The organism is Leptospira ilyithenensis (assembly GCF_004771005.1).
Taxonomy (GTDB): Bacteria; Spirochaetota; Leptospiria; order Leptospirales; family Leptospiraceae; genus Leptospira_A; species Leptospira_A ilyithenensis.
Genome location: NZ_RQHV01000038.1, coordinates 115,312 through 133,559, shown reverse-complemented (window position 1 = coordinate 133,559; position 18,248 = coordinate 115,312). Strand labels below are relative to the sequence as shown.

The following is an 18,248-nucleotide window of genomic DNA, read 5'->3' as shown; positions in this document are numbered from 1 at the left end:
CTAATTTTCAATGTAGCCTGAGAAAATTGAGTTCTATTTTATGAAAATAGTATATAGTCTCAGGCTAGATCCGTTTATAATTTTTAAGTTCAGGTAAACATATGCTTCTTAAGAAAGCAGTTAGAATTTTTATTATATCTATTATTTTTTTTCATGCCGGTTATTGCAAGGTTTATAAAGGCAACGACGGATCAGGTGTATTCACCTTGCTTCCAAGCGAACGATGGCTATATGGCAATGCATCCGCCGTCTTCTTATTCGATAAAGAAAAAAAATTGGATATACAAAAGGCGTCTCTTCTGCCCGAGTCAGAATGGATTCATTCCAAACACAATACCGCATTCGGCATTTTGGAAACAACTCTTTGGTATCGTTTGGACGTAAAAACAAATGTCGATGTCGAAAACTGGGTGCTCTCCTTGGATACCCCATCCATGTCCAGAATAGAATTTTACGTGCAAGACCCGATTACAAACACTTACACAAAAAAACTGGGAGGAAGAAAGGTTTCTCTGGAAGAGCTCGCCTACCCCAATAGATATCCTGTTTTTCCTTTTTTCCTCCCAAAAGGTAAAACAGTCAGATTGTTTTTAAAAGTGGAAACGGAGTCTGCCACCTTACTTCCATTACGCTTCTTTACCGACAAGGATTTCGATAAGTTTGACCGACTGACTAGTTTCATCTCTGGTGCCTATTACGGTGCGATGATACTGTTGCTCATGTACAATTTGGTTCTGTATTTTTCAACAAAGGACCGTTTGTTTTTATTTTACTGCATTTATCTGTTTTGTTTCGCCTTTTTCATTTTCAACAGCAACAACCAATGGTTGCCTCTGGTTGATTTTTCACAAAATACTTTTATCATAATGTTAGGTCCCGTTTTCTCGTTATTGTCTACGATTGCTGCAACCATTTTCACCTGGGTCTTTCTATTTCCCGAAAAAGAAAACACTCGGATAAAAAAATTATTAAAATTTTCCATACTGATGGATACTCTTGCCCTTTTATCCATGTTCTTTCTATCGATAGTCGATCATATCCGGATTGCAAATATAGTTCCCATGTTCGGGATCATCATCATTACGATGGCAGCGATCTTAAGATTCAGAGAAGGATTTATAGGAGCGAAATACTTTCTGATCGCTTGGTCTTTTCTCATCGTCAGTGTGATGTTATTTATTTTAATGAACTTGGGTTTTATCGATTATTCCAGTTTTATTTCCTATAGCCCGATGTATGGAAGTTTGTTTGAAGGAGTATTCCTGAGTCTGGGTATCGGGGACAGGATCAACCGGCTCAAAAAAGAAAGAGAAGAAGCAAGACAGGCTCTACTCGAATCCCAAAAGAAAGCACTGGAAGAAGAAAAAAGAATCAATCTTTCCATTTCAAGATTCGTTCCCAACCAATTTTTGGAAATTTTGAAACGAAAATCCATACTCGAAGTTATGCGGGGAGATTCGGTGGAACGGGAAATGACTATCCTTTTTTCGGACATTCGAAATTTCACAAGATTGTCGGAATCCAATCATGCAAGAGACGTATTTTTGCTTCTGAACGAATATATGGAAAGGCTTGGTCCCGCCATTGCAAAACACGGCGGATTCATTGATAAATACATCGGCGACGCAATCATGGCACTCTTTCCCGGAGGACCTGCGGACGCAATACATGCTTCCATTGCCATGAAAAAAGAAGTCGACGAAATGCGACACCACCTAACAGGAGAATTCCAATTGGAAGCCGGTTTCGGAATCCATCACGGAAGCGTAATGCTAGGAACCGTAGGCGAATCAAATAGACTGGATACGACCGTTATCGGAGATACAGTGAATCTTGCTTCCAGACTGGAGGGCCTGACTAAAAATTTCGGAATCCCCATATTGGCAAGCGATACCGTCAGAAAAAACATAGATGAAAACGACGATCTTCAATTCAGAGAAATAGATTCGGTGATTGTAAAAGGTAAAACCAAACCGGTTGTAATCTACGAAGTATTGGATGCGGACACTCACGAAATCAGAGAAGCGAAGAACGGCAGTTATCCTGTATTTTATCAGGGAATGCATCATTATAAAATGAGAAATTTCCAAATATCTCTCGAATTATTTCAAGAATGTATTAACGCTTGTCCCGAAGACAACGCCGCACATTCCTATGCAAAACGGGCAAAGGAGTTTTTAGAAAACCCTCCTCCCGAAGATTGGAGCGGATTTCTAAAATTATAATCCGCGAAAATACAGGAAAAATATTGACTCCGATCAAATTCGGTTTTTGATCTCAATAAATTCAGATAACCAAAGGTTATAAAAGGAAACGAAAGCAGAACAAATGAAACCGATCCGAAATTATTTTTTTATCTTAGTTCTTTTGTCGGGAGTCCTTTCCGAAGGGAAGGCAGTTTCTCCGCGGTATGCAAAGAACGAAATCCTATATTCTCATGTTTTATCCTCTCTTCGCATGAGAAAGGAACCGTCCGAAAAATCCGAAGTTATCGCAAGCATTTCCTACGGGGAAAAACTAAAACTATTGGAAACCACTGGCAAGTCTGGGAAATTTTCAGGAATCCAGGGCAATTGGATCAAAGCGGAATCAGGAACTAACACCGGATATGTGTTTGACGGTTTTTTAAGCAGACTACGAACTCCTTCCGATTCGGATGAAAATAGCGTCTTTACTTATGCAAAGTCAGTGGGTGCAAGTATAGGAAAAACTTCCTCCAAAGACGGATCCTCCTCGACAAAGATCGGTTTCAAAAATTCCACTCCGGAAGAAATATTTCTAATATTGAAAGGACTTGAAAAAAGATATATTTCTCCCCTCTCTTTACCCGATGAAAAATCTTTCACCAAGGTCCCGGAAGAAAATGCAGAATCCAGCGAAGTGACTCTCAAATTAACAAGAGATAAGGACGGTTATGCGAAATCTATTCTGATTGATATAGTCTGGGTCGAGTCCAGCGGTTCGGAAGTTTTTTTAATAGAAAAAAAATCTGACCAGGTCTCTCTTACAGTGACTTTGAACGAACCTTAATCATTTAATACGATATCAAATCAAACTGATTTTAGTCTGCGTAATATCCTTTACGTAGAACAGAAAAAATCAATATTTAATCACTGTTAGTTTACAGAGATCGGCAAGGTCGAAAATATTTTTGGGCAGAGGTTTCTTTTCCATTTTTGCCAATTTTCCAAGAAACCCTCCCCCATCTTCGCTTAAATCATAAAGACATTCGCGTGTAGGCTCGTTCTGTTTCAATTCTTCCGTCTTTTTCGTAAGAGATACAAATCCGTTCTGCGAATTGGGAAAGGTAAATTCCTTTCGTTCAAGAGATGTTTTTGTTTTTACATTCACTTTTTCATATAATAACTTCAAATCGGAATGAGAAAGAATGAGGATAGTAAAGATAATCAAATATTCGGACATTTAGTATTCCCTCGGAAAGACCTATTGTTTACGGAAAAATCATTTTAATCGAGCTTTTTATTTGCTATTTTGCGTGGAAGTTTGGGAACGAATTCCAATTTTCTAAATCGGATCGCAGACCAATCCGCGTCAATGGCAATGATCCGAACCCCTTCCCGATTTTATGTTTTTTAGCCTGATTTTAAATATTGACCAATACTTCATTTTTGAGATATATCTCATTTAATAAGAATAGAGGAACTATTTTTAAAGTTGTAGAAGAAATAGAGAGGAGTCCATTTAGGCTACGGAGGGCAAAATGAACAAATTTTATCAGAACAAAGTGGTATGGATTACCGGTGCTTCGTCCGGGATAGGGGAAGCGTTGGTAAAGGAATTGTCCAAAACAGGTGCCAAAATCGTACTTTCCGCTCGTAGGAAAGATCAGTTGGAAAGAGTAGCCAAGGAAAACCAACTAACAAGTGATAATAGTCTAATCCTTCCCTTGGACTTGGAGAATTATAAGGATTTCGATAAAGACGTAAAACAAGTGATTCAAAAATTCGGAACCATTGACGTTCTGATCGGAAACGGAGGGATCAGTCAAAGGTCGCTTGCTCATGAGACAGGAATGGTGATTTACGAATCTTTGATGAAAGTAAATTATTTCGGCAATATAGCTCTCACTCTTGCGGTATTACCTTTGATGAGAGAAAAGAAGACCGGTTGGATTTCCACAATTTCCAGCGTAGCGGGAAAGTTCGGTGTCCCTCTTCGTACAGGTTACTCCGCCACCAAATCCGCATTAACCGGCTTCTATGAAGCTTTGCGGGCGGAAAACCGAAAGGAGAATATCAAAGTCACATTGATCTATCCCGGCTTCATCCGAACACAAATTTCAAAGAACGCTTTGACCAAAGAGAATAAAAAACAAGGAAGCACGGATGAAGCGATTGAAAAAGGTTTGGATCCTAATTTCTGCGCCCGTGAAATTTTAAAAGGAATCGCTTTGGAAAAATTGGAAGTAGTGATTGCCGGTCCGAAAGAAAAATTGGGAATTTTTTTGCACAAACATTTTCCGAAATTTTTTGCAGGATTCATCGCAAAGACAAAAGTAACCTGATTTTCCCCTAAGCTGAAAGAGAGTCTGTTCACAAAGACCAAGGCTCTCTATTATTTACTTTACATATTTTTACAATACATATATATAGTATATGTATGACTACCGCAGTTATGAACTTGCGAGAAGAAGAAATGGACGCCCCCATTGTGAAATGGGAAAGAAACGGGATCGCCATGCTCACTGGAGTCAGAGAACAAGGGATCTATCGTTTGGCATTGCATTGGGAGTATGTATTTGCGATTTCCGGTTTTTCCGTTTTTAATCTGGATTGTGCGATCTGCTTCAACCCATTCCGAATTACAAACGAAACAAGAAAACATTCCATCGCTCCGGAGCCGATACTCGAAAAAATTTTCGTACAGAGGGCTTTCACTCCTTATCAGATTTTAGACTCGTTGCATTCCATCACCAAACAAAGAAATAGCGATATGATTTATTTTCTGCTGGCGCCTTGCAAACAGTTTTTCGATCCGGATGTGGCGGACGACGAAGGGCTCTTTTTATTAAAGAAAATGGTGGATATTTTAAAAGAAATCCGATCTTTGAAAATTCCCACACTTGTAGTTGAATCCATCAGCTATAAACATAAAAATTTTCAAACAATATTTCCCAAGCTTATGGAAACATCGGAAGACCTTTGGGAATTGCAAATTCAAAACGGACTTTCCCGTATCAAGACCAGAAAGACCCGTTTGTTGAGGTAGTATGGGCAGAACGGTCGTTCCCTATTCCAGACAGATTCAGCAGATAGAAAGCAACCTAACCGAATTTAGGCGTGGACTCCGAAAGAAGGACCAGGAGGTCTTTGACGAATTGATCCGGGATGCCAAATTGCAAGTCCAAGCGGGAGTTATGGCATCTTCCCCCTATCCGATCGACTCTATGCTCCTCACAATGGTAATTCAATTGAAAAAAGAAGTCTCCTTTTTAAAAATCGAAATAGAAAAATGCAAGAACAATCAAAAAGAGGTTTCTTTGGAAAGACATTGAGGGTCGATCTATGAATCTATCAGACAGAGCTTTGCAGGTAGAAGGATTTTTATTTGATGTTTATCATACGGAAGACCGCATCTATCTTTGGATGAAAGATTATACGGGAGCGAACACTCTGTTTTATGATTTTTACCAGCCGGTGATTTATGCGGATGGTCCTCCCGAAATATTGAAAAAATTAGTCCACCGTTTGTACGAATTGTCCGCTCTCGCGGAAAAACCCTACTTCGAAGAAAAAAGATTATTCTATCAAAACAGATTAACAAATGTATTGCGAATTACTTTATCAAAACCCTCCATTCTGCCTACAATCACCCGAAAGCTTTACGCATTGTATGGTAAATTCGATATCTACCATTCTGATATTGATCTACCCATCAGTTATATGGTCGAAAAAAAAATCTTTCCACTTTGCAAGTTGATTCTTACTTACAAGGAAACGAATCTGGGAAAGCAGATTTTACATATAGATCCGTTGACAAAGCCGACCGATTTGGAATATGAAATACCAAATCTCAAAACATTAACGCTCTCTCTTCTGAAAAGCCACCGCATCCCAATCGTTTCCAATTCACTGATCGTAAATGATAGTTACGAATTGCCCGCCAAAGATCCCCATTCTTTATTGACCAGCTTGCATCAAATACTCACGGAAGAAGACCCGGATATCATTCTATCCAGTTTCGGAGACCAGATTATATTTCCTTATCTGTTTTTCACCTCACAAAAGTTAAAATATATGCCTGCCTTCGACCGGGACAAAACAGCACCCATCCGAAGGCAGATCCAAACCAAAGGAACCAGCTTTAGCACTTACGGAACCATAGTATACAGAGCACCTTCCTATCCTTTGTTCGGAAGATGGCATATAGATTCCAAAAACAGCTTTGTTCATAAAGAAGCGGAGCTATACGGAATTTATGAATTGGCAAGAATCTCGAGACTTCCCATCCAAAAAATGGCACGCGCATCGACGGGAAAGGCGCTCACTTATATTGAAATTGATGTGGCACTTCGGATGGGATATTTGGTTCCCTGGCAAAAAAGCGCGGTGGAAGCTCCGAAGACAGCCTTACAACTGCTCAATGCCGACCGGGGAGGATTGGTCTTTCAACCGGATATATACAAAGGTTATATCTGGGAAAATGTAGCCCAATTGGATTTTGCACAAATGTATCCGAGTATTATGGTGCTTCATAATATTTCTCCCGAATGTGTAAACTGTCTCTGCTGCACCGACGATCCGGATGTTCCGCAAGTGCCAAAACTGGATTATAAAATTTGCGACAAACGAAGAGGCGTAGTCTCGATTGCACTGGAACATGTATTGGAACGCAGGTCCTATTATAAAAGAATGAAAAAAGAAACTACCGGAGAAAGGTCTATCGGCTACGATAGAAAACAATCCAGCTTAAAATGGATGTTGGTCACATCTTTCGGTTATCTGGGTTATCGTAATGCAAAGTTCGGGAGATTGGAAAGTCACGAAAGTGTAAACGCATTCGGTCGGGAAAAACTGCTTACCGCAAAAGAAGTGGCGGAAGAAAGAGGATACATATTGGTTCACGCCATCACGGATAGCATATTCATCCAAAAGGAAAATGCAGAACCTTTCACTAAATCAGAGTTAGATGATTTATCCAAAGAAGTTGAAATTCGCACAAAAATAAAGATGGATACGGACGGGATTTATACCTGGTTGTTATTTCCTCCTTCTTCGCAAGATGCAAATATGCCGGTAGCCAACCGTTATATGGGAAGATTTTCATCGGGTGAATTGAAGTCCAGAGGGATCGGTTCCAGAAGAAAAGATCTGCCTCTGTTTATCACCAATGCGCAGGCTGAAATGGTAAAATGGATGGCGACAAAAGCAACAATCAAAGAATTGAAAGATTCGGAAGAGGAAATTTTATCCATATACCAAACACATGATGATATGCTGAAAGCCGGATCGGTTCCTTGGAGAAAATTGCTAATGCGAAGATCCACTTCCAAAACCATAAACGAATATCAGGTACATGGACCGAGCGCCATTTCTCTTTTACAATTGCAAGATCTGGGAATGCAAGTAGAAGCTGGAGAAAAGATCCATTACCTGGTTGTGAAAAGCAAGGCCAAGGTGAGCGAAATTCGTTATGCGGTGAAAGAATTGCTGGAATTAAAAAGGGAAGGAAAAACAATCCATTGGGACACAAATTATTATAGAAAACTTTTGGCCTCGTCATTCAGGGAAATCTGGGCACCTTTCGCCTCTTTCACCGATTTTGATTCTTTAAAAGAAGATCAAATGTTTTTACCTTTCACGGATATTTGAAAAATTTCATTTCCTGTATGCAAATCGGATTCGATTTTTGGCGACCTTTCCGTTATTTTATAGAAAGAATAATGTTTAAGCTTTCTTCTACTTTTTCTAAAAGCTTAGATTTTAAATTTCCCGCCTTTTTAACAAATCTTGACCTGTCAAGATTGACAATCTGAGAAACATTAATAACAGAATCCTTGATCAGCCCACCAAATCTCACCACAAATCATTTTTTAAATTCGTTCGAAGAGCATGAAGAGAAATGTCCGAAACAAAACTATCCCGGTTATTTAGATCGTTAGAATAAATCTGATTTAACCTTTCAGTGATTGCGTTTTCTGAATGATTTTGGATAAATTCTTCCAAGCTCTCCTTATAAGGTGGGATTTTGGTATCCCCGCCCTGATTTGGGTGGGGTGAACCACAAAGCCACCCAATGAGTTCCAACTAACACATTCCAATCGAATTGGCAATTCTTCCTTGCATGTTCCCGAAAATTCTAAGAAAAAGTTCGCCTTTTTGCCAAGGAGGATCGAATGGACGTCCTTTTGTGTTTAATGCCTAACCTTTCCAAATAGTAAGTTGCGAACGGAGAAAAATATTTTCAATAGATAGCTGCTGCTTCAATTTAGGAAACGCGAAGACGAAAATTATGATTAGCAAAAAAGCCTGAACGATAACTACGAAAACCACAGAAGACTAAAATGACAGAACGAATCAGTGGTAAATCTAGAATTCATAGCGAAAAGACGCCATCATGTCCGGACGAACGTTTACCAGATTTCTAAGCTAAGGTTCGTCGTCGCAATAAGTCGCAGAAAAGAAACTCCGAATCTGCTTGAAAAAAGGGAAACAGATCCAGGAATAGAATGGAAACGAGAAAAAGGAAACCTTAAATATGGATTCTATTCCCTGGGAAACCGTCCGATCTCCATTGCTCCTCACTCTACAGGTTACAATCGTTTCCACGATCTTTGCGACTTTCCTTGGAATCTTTTTCGCGTATTGGATGAGCCGTTCCGCTTTTTTAGGAAAAGCTTTGGTTGATGCGATTTTGACTCTTCCGATGGTTTTGCCGCCGACAGTACTCGGGTATTATCTTCTGATCCTTTTCGGCAAAAAGGGATTTTTCGGAGCCCCACTTTTAGAATACTTTAATTACTCCATAATATTTCATATCCACGGGGCCATTCTAGCTTCCATGATCGTTTCTTTTCCTTTGGTGTATCGTTCCGCAAAAGCCTCTTTCGAAGACTTGGATCCCGAATACGAAGAAACCGCAAGAACTCTGGGAAAATCCGGGCTCTCCGCATTTCTATTCGTGATCCTTCCTTTGTCTTGGAGAGGCATTCTCGCCGGGTCTATGTTAGCTTATGCCAGAGGGATCGGTGAATTTGGAGCCACCTTGATGATCGCAGGAAATATTCCGAACAAAACGCAAACGATCGCCCTTGCGATTTACGATTCTGTTCAATCCGGTAAGGATGATTTTTCCCTGGTTTTGGTATTTCTTGCTTCCATAATCTGCATTATAGTTTTAACATTATCAGGAATTCTTTTGAAAAAGTCCCATTGGTAAACCCATTTCTATGAAACAAAAATTTGTTTATTCACTTATAACTTTAAGTTTTCTCTTCTCCACTCCCGTATTTTCCGAAGGACAAGAGATCATAGTATCCGCTGCATCCAGCCTAACAGACGTTCTAAGAAAAATCGGAGAAAAATTCGAAAAAAAACACGGAGTTAAAGCAGTTTTCAATTTCGGATCATCGGGGAGTCTCTATCAACAGATAGAAAAAGGAGCCCCCGCAGACGTTTTCATTTCTGCCGACGAAGAGACGTTAGACAAAGGAATCAAAAAAAACATTTTGGATCAGAAGTCAAAAAAAATCCTGCTCAAAAACAATTTGGTTCTGATTCTCCCCCAGGCTAGCACCGCAAAGATCGAAACATTAAAAGATTTGCAAAAATCGGAATTCAAACGGATTGCAATAGGAAATCCAAACAGTGTTCCTGCAGGACGTTATGCGGAACAAACATTGGAAAAGGAAAAATTACTCGTAGCATTGAAGGAAAAATTCATCCCTTGCGAAAATGTAAGACAGGTTCTGGATTATGTTAGTCGGGAAGAAACGGATGCGGGCTTCGTATACCAAACCGACGCAAGTCTCGCGGAAGGAAAGGTAAAAGTTGTCCTCCTACTTTCCGGGCATAAACCGATTTTATATCCCGGGACTCTGGTTTCCGGAACCAAACATTCGGAAGCTTCGTTATTATTTTTGGAGTTCCTTCAAAGTCCTGAAGCCAAAGAAATTTTCACTCAGTTCAAATTCATTCTTCCTTAATGTCCCTGTGCGTAAATATTCAAAAGAAGGTAACCGATGGAAAAAGGGAATTCCGACTCGATGTCCAATTCTCTTCTTCGGAAAATTTCCAGATCATCTACGGACCATCCGGAGCCGGAAAGAGCCTGACATTGAGAACAATTGCGGGACTGATAAAACCGGACACAGGAAAAATCTCCTTTGGAGAAAGGATCTATTTCGATTCCGAAACCCGTCAAAATATCCCTTCCGAAAAAAGAAATCTGGGATATCTCTCTCAAAATTACGGATTATTTCCTCACCTAACAGTCCGAAAGAATATAGAATTCGGATTAAAGAACCTATTCCAATTTCGACCGACCAAAGCGGACAGAGAAATAGTAAACAATCTACTGCATTTATTTGAAATCGAAGGCATGCCGGAAAGTTATCCAAAAACTCTTTCTGGAGGTCAAAAGCAGAGAGTCGCTTTGGTAAGGGCTCTCGCCCGAAAGCCGGAAATATTGCTTTTGGACGAGCCTTTTGCCGCTTTAAATCCGGATCTACGTCAAAGAATGAGAGAAGAATTGAAGTCTCTCCGGGATAGGATCCAAGTTCCGATCCTACTCATCTCTCACGATAAAACCGATCCGGATTTTTTCGGAGTTTCTCCTCTGTATATGGAAGACGGTAAAATCGTGAAGTAGGAAAGGATGATTTATTCACTGGCTAGAAAAGAAAATCTGGCACGCTCGTTCTTAAGAAAGCCTCGACGGAACTCCGATATATGTTATAATGCTCCCTTACCGGAAAAATGTAAGATGAAAAAGCGGATTTTGCCAAAAACGATATTTATCTTATTTGTCATATTTGCTTTCGAGAAAGATCTAGATGCAAAAGTCACCTGTTCCGGAGACGCATGTACTATTTTACCTACCACCATCCAAACACAATTAAACCAGGTAGACCAGGCGTTACAAGCACAGTACACGGATAAAATCTTATCCACTATGGCCGAGTCTGCGGTCATTACCAATATCAATTCCTCGCTTATGGGATCGGGCATCGTCAACAGATTCCAAATCGGGGGAGGCTTGGCACTTGCAGGTCAAAAAAAAGAAGATATCAATGTTTCCTATAAAGACTTGAACTTTTCCAAACTTCCGAACGTCGGAGCTTCACTTTCACCTAACTTAGTTTTTGCTGTCAATCTGGGATGGTTACTCGGAGACGGACCTTCGGATACGGATCAAGATCTTAAAACTTTCATGCACCGTTTCAATCTTTATGTGCACGGATTCAAATTCAATTTTGCGGAAGGAGATGTTCAAAGAGCGATCGAAGCGCAGAACAAAAACGTTCAGTTAGGCGGAGACATTACAACCGGGGGATTTACTCTTCGGTTTCATATATTCGATAGCTACTCTGACGGAATCGGTATTTTCGAATTTTCAGGAATTTCTCTCGGTATGGGAATGCATTACCAAAGGCAGACCATTGACGTTACCTATAATGACGGACAAACACAAGCAATCACCTTAGGTCCCGCCATGGGAACTTGGGGAGGCTCCACTACATTCAATTATAACAGCACGATCACAAGTGTCCCTTTGGATGTGCGCACCGGTTTTAGAATGTTTTATTTTCTAACTTTTTTTGCAGGTGCGGGAACTTCGCTTAACTTTGGTTCAACGAATTTGAAGATAGAAAGGTCCGGTCCTCTGACCATCGCACTGGATGCAGGTTCCGTTGCTTCGTCTTTACCAGCGGAAGTACAAGCACTGATTCCCAGTTCCGTACTAGGACAAAGCAAATCGGGAACTTTGGCATTGGATGTTTCCGGAACCGCGAATACTCCCAATTCCACGAGCTTTCTTGTTACCGGTTTGGAACTGAATGTATTACTAACCAAAGTTATAGTGGAAGCAATGGTTTCCCAAAAAGTCCAGTCAGTCATGATTGGCGCGAAAGTTGCTTTTTAATAACAATTCCTTCCAATTGGTATCTTTCTTGCAACAGTGTATACGATAGGATCACACTGCTTATTTCTTTTGCTCATCACGGGCCTCCATGCTCAGTATTTAAGCAGTTTGTAAGCGAGGACAGCGAATGACTACGACCGTAATTATGAACGAGACCAAGAAGCCAGTTCTACATGTATCTTGTGTACCTAGAAAAGACACCACCCTACTCAAAATCTCCCTCTCTCAAGATGATTTGGGGATTCTCTTTCGGGTCACTTCGGTATTGTACATCCATGGCTGGGATATTTTGGAAGCAGTGGCGGAAACATCGCACGAAGGCCATGTCCAGGATTTATTTGTAATCCGTAGCTGGAACGGAGGGGAAATGACGGAATCCCTCCTCTCTCAAATCAGAAAAGATCTCTATTCTTTATTTTATGAAGAAAAGTCTGTCGAAGAATACCTGCGCGATCATGGTAAAGGAGAGGTGCTCGTGAGAAAGGTAGGAGACCCGGAAGCTTCTTTGAAATTATACAATCCGATCTCTTCCGATTTTACAGTTATGGACCTAAGGATGAAAGACAATACGGGAATCCTATTCCAAATCACGGAAGCGCTCTTTCATTTGGGGATTGATATTATTAGTTTCACTGCCAATAGTTCCGATGGAAAGATCAGAGATAGTTTTTTACTAAGAACTTCCCTCACAGGAGAAAAGTTGGACGAAAAAACAATGTTTCCTTTATTGCGTTCCCGGCTTGAAAATTTTCTTTAATTTGAAAATTCTCTTTTGGTCTTAGTACCGTACAGAACGTACCAAAATAAAATCAGAATCAACAGGGAAATTACAAAAGTAAACCCCGCTCCTTTCTTAAAATAGAAGATTGCAAATACAATTGGAGACAATGCGCGTGCAAGTGATCCGAAGCTTCTAAAAAAACCGAGGGACATACCTTGATCTCCCGCTCCGCTTTCCAAAGAAGCAAAAGATGAAAGCCCCGGATTGACAAGGGCGCTCCCAAATGCCAGAAAAAAAATCGCAAGGAAAGTAAACCCGATACTTTGTCCGAAGATCAAAACCAAAAAGCCGATCGCTACGGAAAAAGAACCGATTCCCGCTATGGATCTTTCCGGATATTTTCCCGAAATCCTTCTGACAATCCCACCTTGCACGAGTACAATGATCATTCCTATATAAAGAAAAGTAAAACCGATGTCTTTCGGAGAAAAATGAAAATTTTCGGAAAGATAAAAATTGATAACAAATTCAAATCCTGAAAAACTAAATATAAAGAGTAGATTCAGAATCGAAATCCGAATCAGATTTTTTGATTCGATCTTGGAAATTGCAAGTAAAGGGTGAATTTCTTTGAATTTTTCCTCAGTGACTTTCGATTCTTTCAAATAGAATACAATCAATAATAATGTAATCAAAGAGACAACGATTCCGAAAAAAGCGGATGCAGGAAATATAACAGCAGTTCCATTCAAATACAAAAAATCTAAAAAATTCAAAACCGAGCTCATTCCCCCGAATAGAGGACCCATAATGAATCCAAGCCCGATCCCGGCTCCCAAAAGCCCCATTCCTGCGGCTCTGGACTTTTCATCGGTAGTATCAGCCATTGCAGCGGATGCCACCGACAAATTTCCGCCCATGATTCCTGTGATCACTCTGGACAAAACAAACATCCAAAACTGAGAGGAAAAGAACCAGATAGAATAACCTACAACACTTCCCAGGGTAGTGAAAATCAGAATAAATCTTCTTCCCATCCGATCCGAAAGTTTTCCCCAAATGGGAGCAGATAGAAATTGCAGAAAAGAATAAATGGAACCGAGTATTCCACCGAATAAAACCATGGTGAATTCTTTGTTTCCATCTCCTCCGATTTGTAAGGCTAAATCATAGAATAAGGAAAAGACGGAATCGTTTCCTTTGAGAAGAAAATGTTCTATTGTTTTGGGAAATAAAGGAAATAGAAGGGAAAATCCCATCATATCCGTAAACACGATTAAAAATAATATAACTCTGGTTTGTTTTTGGGAATTTGGCATTTGTAAAAGGGGTTATAAAAAAAAGTCACAGATCACTCTGTGACTTTTTCCCGTCAAAAAAAGGATGATAAAAAAAGCGGGTAAGACTCTTCTTATTTGCTTTTTACTTTATCGATCAAAGATTTCAACTCATCAAGACCTTGTTTCAATTTTTCTTTTACTTGAGGAGGGAGAGCAGTATCAATTTGTGCGTAAATAGTTTGATAATTTGCTTGAAGCTTTGTAACGATTTCATCGTAACTAGCATTTGTTTTTCCAATAGCCCCTTGTGCATCAGCAATTGTTTTGTTCAAAAGATCTCTGATTTTTTGAGCATCAGGAGATTTGTCCAATTCACCTTTGCTTTTTAGTTCGTTGTAAACTTTTTCAAGATCAACTACTGCTGTTTTTAACTTTTCTTCACCGGATCTAAACAATGCGATTCCAGCGTTTACTACATCCATTACTAATTTTTCCATACAATATTCCTCTCGGGTCAATTTCCTTATATCGGGATTCCCAAAAGTAGATTATGATTCATCACATGACAATTAAAAAAAGAATGTTTCCCATAAAGTAGAGAGACATAATCAGAAGTTTATCTAAATATTCTAATCAATGGAAGAAACTATCTCGTTTCTTAGCTATTTTCAATCAACTTCTTGATTTGATCTCTGATTTTTGCGGCAGTTTCGTAATCTTCAGTTCGGAGCGCATTCTCCAAGGTTTCTTCCAAAATCTGTAGATTGGATTTGGGGAGGGCTTGGATTTTTTTTTCGGGAGTGATATTCTCACCTTGGATTTCATCCTCTTTCATCACGATTCCAGCCTCATCTAATACTGATTTTGCGATAAAGATAGGGGCGTTTGCTCTGAGTGCAAGCGCAATGGAATCGGAAGGTCTTGCATCCAAAGTCAAAATTTCTTCATCACGTCTCAATTGGATCTTTGCGTAAAAAGTGCTGTCGATGATTTCTTCAATCGTGATCTTCAGGACGGTCGCACCCATTGCAGTCAGCATGTAGAGCATAAGATCATGAGTCATCGGCCTTGGAGGTTTTGTACCATCGATCACCGTTGTGATGGAATGAGTTTCCAGGGGACCTATAAAGATAGGAACCACACGGTTGTCTTCCGTATCCTTGGGTCGGAGGAATACGGCAAAGCCAACATTGGTCAGGCTAATATCAGAGATTTTTACTTCGAAAAATTCCATAGACGACCTGTTTGCCTCGCAATTATAAATGGGCCCAGAAGGGCTCGAACCTTCGACCCGCAGATTATGAGTCTGCTGCTCTAACCAACTGAGCTATAGGCCCTTTACCCATTCCAATGTTTTTCAGAAAAAGGGAGAGACAAGCAGAAAACCGTTACTCACTCCCCACGGAGCGAATAAAGAGTCCTTTTTCGAAAAAATCTTCTAAATCCGTTCTTTCTTTTCTCCAAAAAATCCATGCCCAATAATGATTCTGTCCTTTTGACCAAATCCAGAGATTCGCTTTCAAAAGATTTTGGTTTCTAATTTGTTCCGCACGGTAAATCAAAACGGTTAAGCCCGAAATATTTACAGTTTCTTTTGTTTTATTTTTCCCATGCCAGAAGATCTCCGATTCATAAGCATCTCTTTCGAAAGAGAGAGAATTTAAAGGAAGTTTTCGTAAAACAATGAAAAACGGATCACTCTCGGCAGGATAAATATGAGCTGTCGTTTCAAAACTAAGAGATTGTTCTTTGATAACTACATTTGCGGGAAAAGAAAACTCTTGTCCTTCCCATAAAAATTTCTCCGATTTCAGAAGTAATTTTTGGGAAAGAATCGTTGTAAAACTAGAACTGATTGCGAGTATAAAAAATACAGTCCTATACATGAACTCCATTTCAACGAAAAGCACCCCGAGCTTGCAAGCAAGAAAAGGATTTACGGGCATCTACGTACATTATCCTTTCTGTTACCAGAAATGCGATTATTGTGATTTTTTTTCAGAAGGGATCGGAGAAGGAAGATCAAACGTAGAAGATTTGTTATTCGATTCGTATAAAAAAGAGTTTTTGCTTAAAAAAGCAAATTCCCAAGAGTTAAAAACCGCAAAAGTAGATACGGTATTTATGGGTGGAGGAACTCCCAGTAAAGCCAGTCCCGAAAATTGGTTTCGATTGTTAAAATTTTTCAGAGAAGAATCTGATTTTAGTTCCGATCCGGAAATCAGCATAGAAGCAAATCCGGAAGATCTATCTTTGGATTTTATCCAAAGCTTGAAAGAAGCGGGTTTCAACAGACTCAATATAGGGGTTCAAACCAGAAACCCCAGGGACTTAAAATTTTTAGGCAGGTACTATGATGAAAACAAATACCAAAATCTAAAATACATTTTGCAAAACTCTCCTATCGAACGAATCGGAATCGATTTGATGTACGGACTTCCCGATTCAAAAAAAGAAGATTTTTTGGAAGATTTGGATTATTTTTTGAACTTCCAGCTAAACCATATTAGTTTGTATTCATTGACATTGGAAAAAGGTACTTCCTATTCCAGAAATGTAAAAGAAAAAAAAGCGAAACCTCCCAATGAAGAGATGCAAAGGGAAATTTTGGAGCTACTTCCCTCCCTTATGCAAAAGAGAGGTTATACTTGGTATGAAGTTTCCAATTACTGCAAAGAAGAGCTTTTTTCCCGCCACAATTTACGTTATTGGACTTACGAATCCTATCTTGGGCTCGGACCAGGAGCTCATGGTTTTTTAGACGGATCCCGGTATGGCAATCCCAGAAATACAGGCACCTATTTGAAACATCCGGGCAAACCTTCCACAGAGGAAACCTCTTCCCCCAGAGAAGAACTGGCACTCTCCTTATTCAGGCTATTTTTACCCATCCATATTCCTTCTTTTCTAGAAGCTTACATTCCTCGGAAAACTGCAAAAAAAATGATCTCCAGTTTGGATGGATTTGCCGCCAAAGGTTACTGTAATTGGGACGGTTCCCGTTTCCAATGGGAGTCCACCGCATTACTTATATTAGATGACTTAATTACTGAACTTGCCATTTCCGAGTAAATTTTCCAGCTAATTCATGCAAAATGCATGGAAAAAGATTTGCCCGTAAGCCCTATTCGAAAAATACTGTCCCTATCCCGGGGCCTGTAGCTCAGTTGGTTAGAGCACACGCTTGATAAGCGTGGGGTCATAAGTTCGAGTCTTATCAGGCCCATAGGATACCGTTTTATACGGGGCGTTAGCTCAGCTGGGAGAGCATCTGATTTGCATTCAGAAGGTCATCGGTTCGATCCCGATACGCTCCAAAATCCTACCCCTTTTTTACATCTATTTTCCATTGGCATCTGTCTTACTGTTTGGTGGGACCTTCCCAATATGGGAAAATTTCTACCTGCGACAGGTGCTTTATGAACTAGACTTATCTAGGATTAGAGGATTTTTTTAGCCAGGTTGCTAATTCATCCTCTTTAATCGAACCATCCGCAACTTTTAACATAACTTTGACAACATCCTCTTCTGAGGTTTCAATAGTAAATCCATTTGAGGCAAGAAAGACAAACATCAAAAGAAACGAAGTTCTCTTATTCCCATCAATAAAAGGATGATTTTTAGCAATGCCTATGCCGAGGGAAGCGGTGAGTTCAAAAATACTAGATTTAGGTTTATAATGCCAGATGTTCTTTGATCTATCGAGAGCTGACTCAAGCAAACCTTCATCTCGAATGCCTAATAAACCCCCATGCTGTTTGATTTGATCTAAATGTATCGCTTCCGCAATTTTTTTACTTAACCATTTAGATTCGCTATTCATTTAGCGAGTTCTTTCAAAGCATTTCTATATTTTTTCGAAGCTTCCTGATATAATTCCATCGAAGCTTCGAAATCAGGATCATATGGAGATAATAGAATGCCATTTTCGGTTTCCAAGAGAAAGACAGTGTCTCCTTCATGAAAATTATATTTCTCTAAAAGAGCTTTTGGGATAGTTGCTCCTGCAGAATTTCCGATGGCCCGAATTGTCGTTTTTTTGACAAAAGGAATGTCCATAGTTATAACATAGGTAATAACCGAAAACAATCAACTATTTTTTCATTATTATGGGATAGATACGCTCCAAAATCCTACCCCTT

The 18,248-nt window shown here is 39.7% G+C and carries 20 protein-coding genes and 3 tRNA genes; 14 read left to right on the top strand and 9 right to left on the bottom strand.

All coding sequences use genetic code 11. The annotated features are described in order from the left end of the window. Positions 1–101 precede the first annotated feature (101 nt). The gene (locus EHS11_RS06525; protein ID WP_135763585.1) at positions 102–2,225 is read left to right on the top strand and encodes a 7TM diverse intracellular signaling domain-containing protein; all 2,124 of its coding nucleotides are present in this window, start codon (positions 102–104) and stop codon (positions 2,223–2,225) included. Between the two features lie 103 nt (positions 2,226–2,328). Beyond that, positions 2,329–3,030, top strand: coding sequence for an SH3 domain-containing protein (locus EHS11_RS06520; RefSeq protein WP_135763584.1), 702 nt, complete (start codon positions 2,329–2,331; stop codon positions 3,028–3,030). A gap of 69 nt (positions 3,031–3,099) precedes the next feature. Here the strand turns inward: EHS11_RS06520 and EHS11_RS06515 are convergent, their stop codons facing one another. After that, positions 3,100–3,423 carry a hypothetical protein gene (locus tag EHS11_RS06515; protein ID WP_135763583.1) on the bottom strand — a complete coding sequence of 108 codons (324 nt, stop codon included), beginning with the start codon at positions 3,421–3,423 and terminating at the stop codon, positions 3,100–3,102. A gap of 298 nt (positions 3,424–3,721) precedes the next feature. Between EHS11_RS06515 and EHS11_RS06510 the strand changes: the two genes are divergently transcribed. The 4 genes from EHS11_RS06510 (at position 3,722) to EHS11_RS06495 (ending at position 7,832) form a co-directional block, all read left to right on the top strand. Then, positions 3,722–4,525 (top strand): SDR family oxidoreductase, encoded by an 804-nt coding sequence (locus tag EHS11_RS06510; RefSeq protein WP_135763582.1) that lies wholly within the window; start codon positions 3,722–3,724, stop codon positions 4,523–4,525. A gap of 95 nt (positions 4,526–4,620) precedes the next feature. After that, positions 4,621–5,229, top strand: a complete 609-nt coding sequence (locus tag EHS11_RS06505; protein ID WP_135763581.1) for a hypothetical protein — start codon at positions 4,621–4,623, stop codon at positions 5,227–5,229. Position 5,230: 1 nt separating this feature from the next. After that, positions 5,231–5,515, top strand: coding sequence for a DUF8156 family protein (locus EHS11_RS06500; protein WP_135763580.1), 285 nt, complete (start codon positions 5,231–5,233; stop codon positions 5,513–5,515). Between the two features lie 10 nt (positions 5,516–5,525). After that, positions 5,526–7,832 (top strand): DNA polymerase domain-containing protein, encoded by a 2,307-nt coding sequence (locus tag EHS11_RS06495; protein ID WP_135763579.1) that lies wholly within the window; start codon positions 5,526–5,528, stop codon positions 7,830–7,832. Between the two features lie 52 nt (positions 7,833–7,884). Here the strand turns inward: EHS11_RS06495 and EHS11_RS06490 are convergent, their stop codons facing one another. Then, on the bottom strand, positions 7,885–8,040 hold the full coding sequence (locus EHS11_RS06490) for a type II toxin-antitoxin system PemK/MazF family toxin (protein ID WP_246047637.1): 156 nt from the start codon (positions 8,038–8,040) through the stop codon (positions 7,885–7,887). A gap of 678 nt (positions 8,041–8,718) precedes the next feature. On the opposite strand from EHS11_RS06490, the gene modB reads away from it, so the two are divergent. From modB to EHS11_RS06460, 5 genes are all read left to right on the top strand, one after another. Beyond that, positions 8,719–9,399, top strand: a complete 681-nt coding sequence (gene modB / locus EHS11_RS06480) for a molybdate ABC transporter permease subunit (protein WP_135763577.1) — start codon at positions 8,719–8,721, stop codon at positions 9,397–9,399. Positions 9,400–9,409: 10 nt separating this feature from the next. Continuing rightward, entirely contained in the window at positions 9,410–10,165 is a 756-nt protein-coding gene (gene modA / locus EHS11_RS06475; RefSeq protein ID WP_135763576.1) for a molybdate ABC transporter substrate-binding protein, read from the top strand. Then, positions 10,165–10,830 (top strand): sulfate/molybdate ABC transporter ATP-binding protein, encoded by a 666-nt coding sequence (locus tag EHS11_RS06470; RefSeq protein ID WP_135763575.1) that lies wholly within the window; start codon positions 10,165–10,167, stop codon positions 10,828–10,830. Before modA ends, EHS11_RS06470 begins: the two co-directional genes overlap by 1 nt. 114 nt (positions 10,831–10,944) lie before the next feature. Next, on the top strand, positions 10,945–12,105 hold the full coding sequence (locus tag EHS11_RS06465) for an Lsa36 family surface (lipo)protein (RefSeq protein ID WP_135763574.1): 1,161 nt from the start codon (positions 10,945–10,947) through the stop codon (positions 12,103–12,105). Between the two features lie 127 nt (positions 12,106–12,232). Continuing rightward, entirely contained in the window at positions 12,233–12,862 is a 630-nt protein-coding gene (locus EHS11_RS06460) for an ACT domain-containing protein (protein WP_246047630.1), read from the top strand. Here the strand turns inward: EHS11_RS06460 and EHS11_RS06455 are convergent. The 5 genes from EHS11_RS06455 to EHS11_RS06435 all read right to left on the bottom strand — a co-directional run bounded on the left by EHS11_RS06455 (position 12,859) and on the right by EHS11_RS06435 (position 15,992). Continuing rightward, positions 12,859–14,145: an MFS transporter gene (locus EHS11_RS06455; RefSeq protein WP_135763573.1), complete on the bottom strand. Its 1,287-nt coding sequence runs from the start codon at positions 14,143–14,145 to the stop codon at positions 12,859–12,861. The two genes, EHS11_RS06460 and EHS11_RS06455, sit on opposite strands and share 4 nt — an antisense overlap. A gap of 92 nt (positions 14,146–14,237) precedes the next feature. Continuing rightward, positions 14,238–14,603 carry a phasin-related domain-containing protein gene (locus tag EHS11_RS06450; protein WP_135763572.1) on the bottom strand — a complete coding sequence of 122 codons (366 nt, stop codon included), beginning with the start codon at positions 14,601–14,603 and terminating at the stop codon, positions 14,238–14,240. Positions 14,604–14,764: 161 nt separating this feature from the next. Then, positions 14,765–15,340 (bottom strand): bifunctional nuclease family protein, encoded by a 576-nt coding sequence (locus EHS11_RS06445; RefSeq protein WP_135763571.1) that lies wholly within the window; start codon positions 15,338–15,340, stop codon positions 14,765–14,767. Positions 15,341–15,369: 29 nt separating this feature from the next. Beyond that, positions 15,370–15,443, bottom strand: a tRNA-Ile gene (locus EHS11_RS06440). Between the two features lie 51 nt (positions 15,444–15,494). Then, positions 15,495–15,992: a hypothetical protein gene (locus EHS11_RS06435; RefSeq protein ID WP_135763570.1), complete on the bottom strand. Its 498-nt coding sequence runs from the start codon at positions 15,990–15,992 to the stop codon at positions 15,495–15,497. Here EHS11_RS06435 and hemW point away from each other — a divergent pair. The 3 genes from hemW (at position 15,991) to EHS11_RS06420 (ending at position 17,423) form a co-directional block, all read left to right on the top strand. Then, positions 15,991–17,178 carry a radical SAM family heme chaperone HemW gene (gene hemW, locus EHS11_RS06430; protein WP_135763569.1) on the top strand — a complete coding sequence of 396 codons (1,188 nt, stop codon included), beginning with the start codon at positions 15,991–15,993 and terminating at the stop codon, positions 17,176–17,178. The two genes, EHS11_RS06435 and hemW, sit on opposite strands and share 2 nt — an antisense overlap. A gap of 80 nt (positions 17,179–17,258) precedes the next feature. Then, positions 17,259–17,332, top strand: a tRNA-Ile gene (locus tag EHS11_RS06425). An 18-nt stretch (positions 17,333–17,350) separates the two neighbouring features. Next, positions 17,351–17,423, top strand: a tRNA-Ala gene (locus EHS11_RS06420). A 113-nt stretch (positions 17,424–17,536) separates the two neighbouring features. On the opposite strand, the gene EHS11_RS06415 is transcribed toward EHS11_RS06420, so the two are convergent. Then, positions 17,537–17,929, bottom strand: a complete 393-nt coding sequence (locus EHS11_RS06415; protein WP_135763568.1) for a type II toxin-antitoxin system death-on-curing family toxin — start codon at positions 17,927–17,929, stop codon at positions 17,537–17,539. Then, complete coding sequence (locus EHS11_RS06410) at positions 17,926–18,165, bottom strand: AbrB/MazE/SpoVT family DNA-binding domain-containing protein (protein WP_135763567.1); 240 nt, start codon at positions 18,163–18,165, stop codon at positions 17,926–17,928. Before EHS11_RS06410 ends, EHS11_RS06415 begins: the two co-directional genes overlap by 4 nt. Between the last annotated feature and the right edge of the window lie 83 nt (positions 18,166–18,248).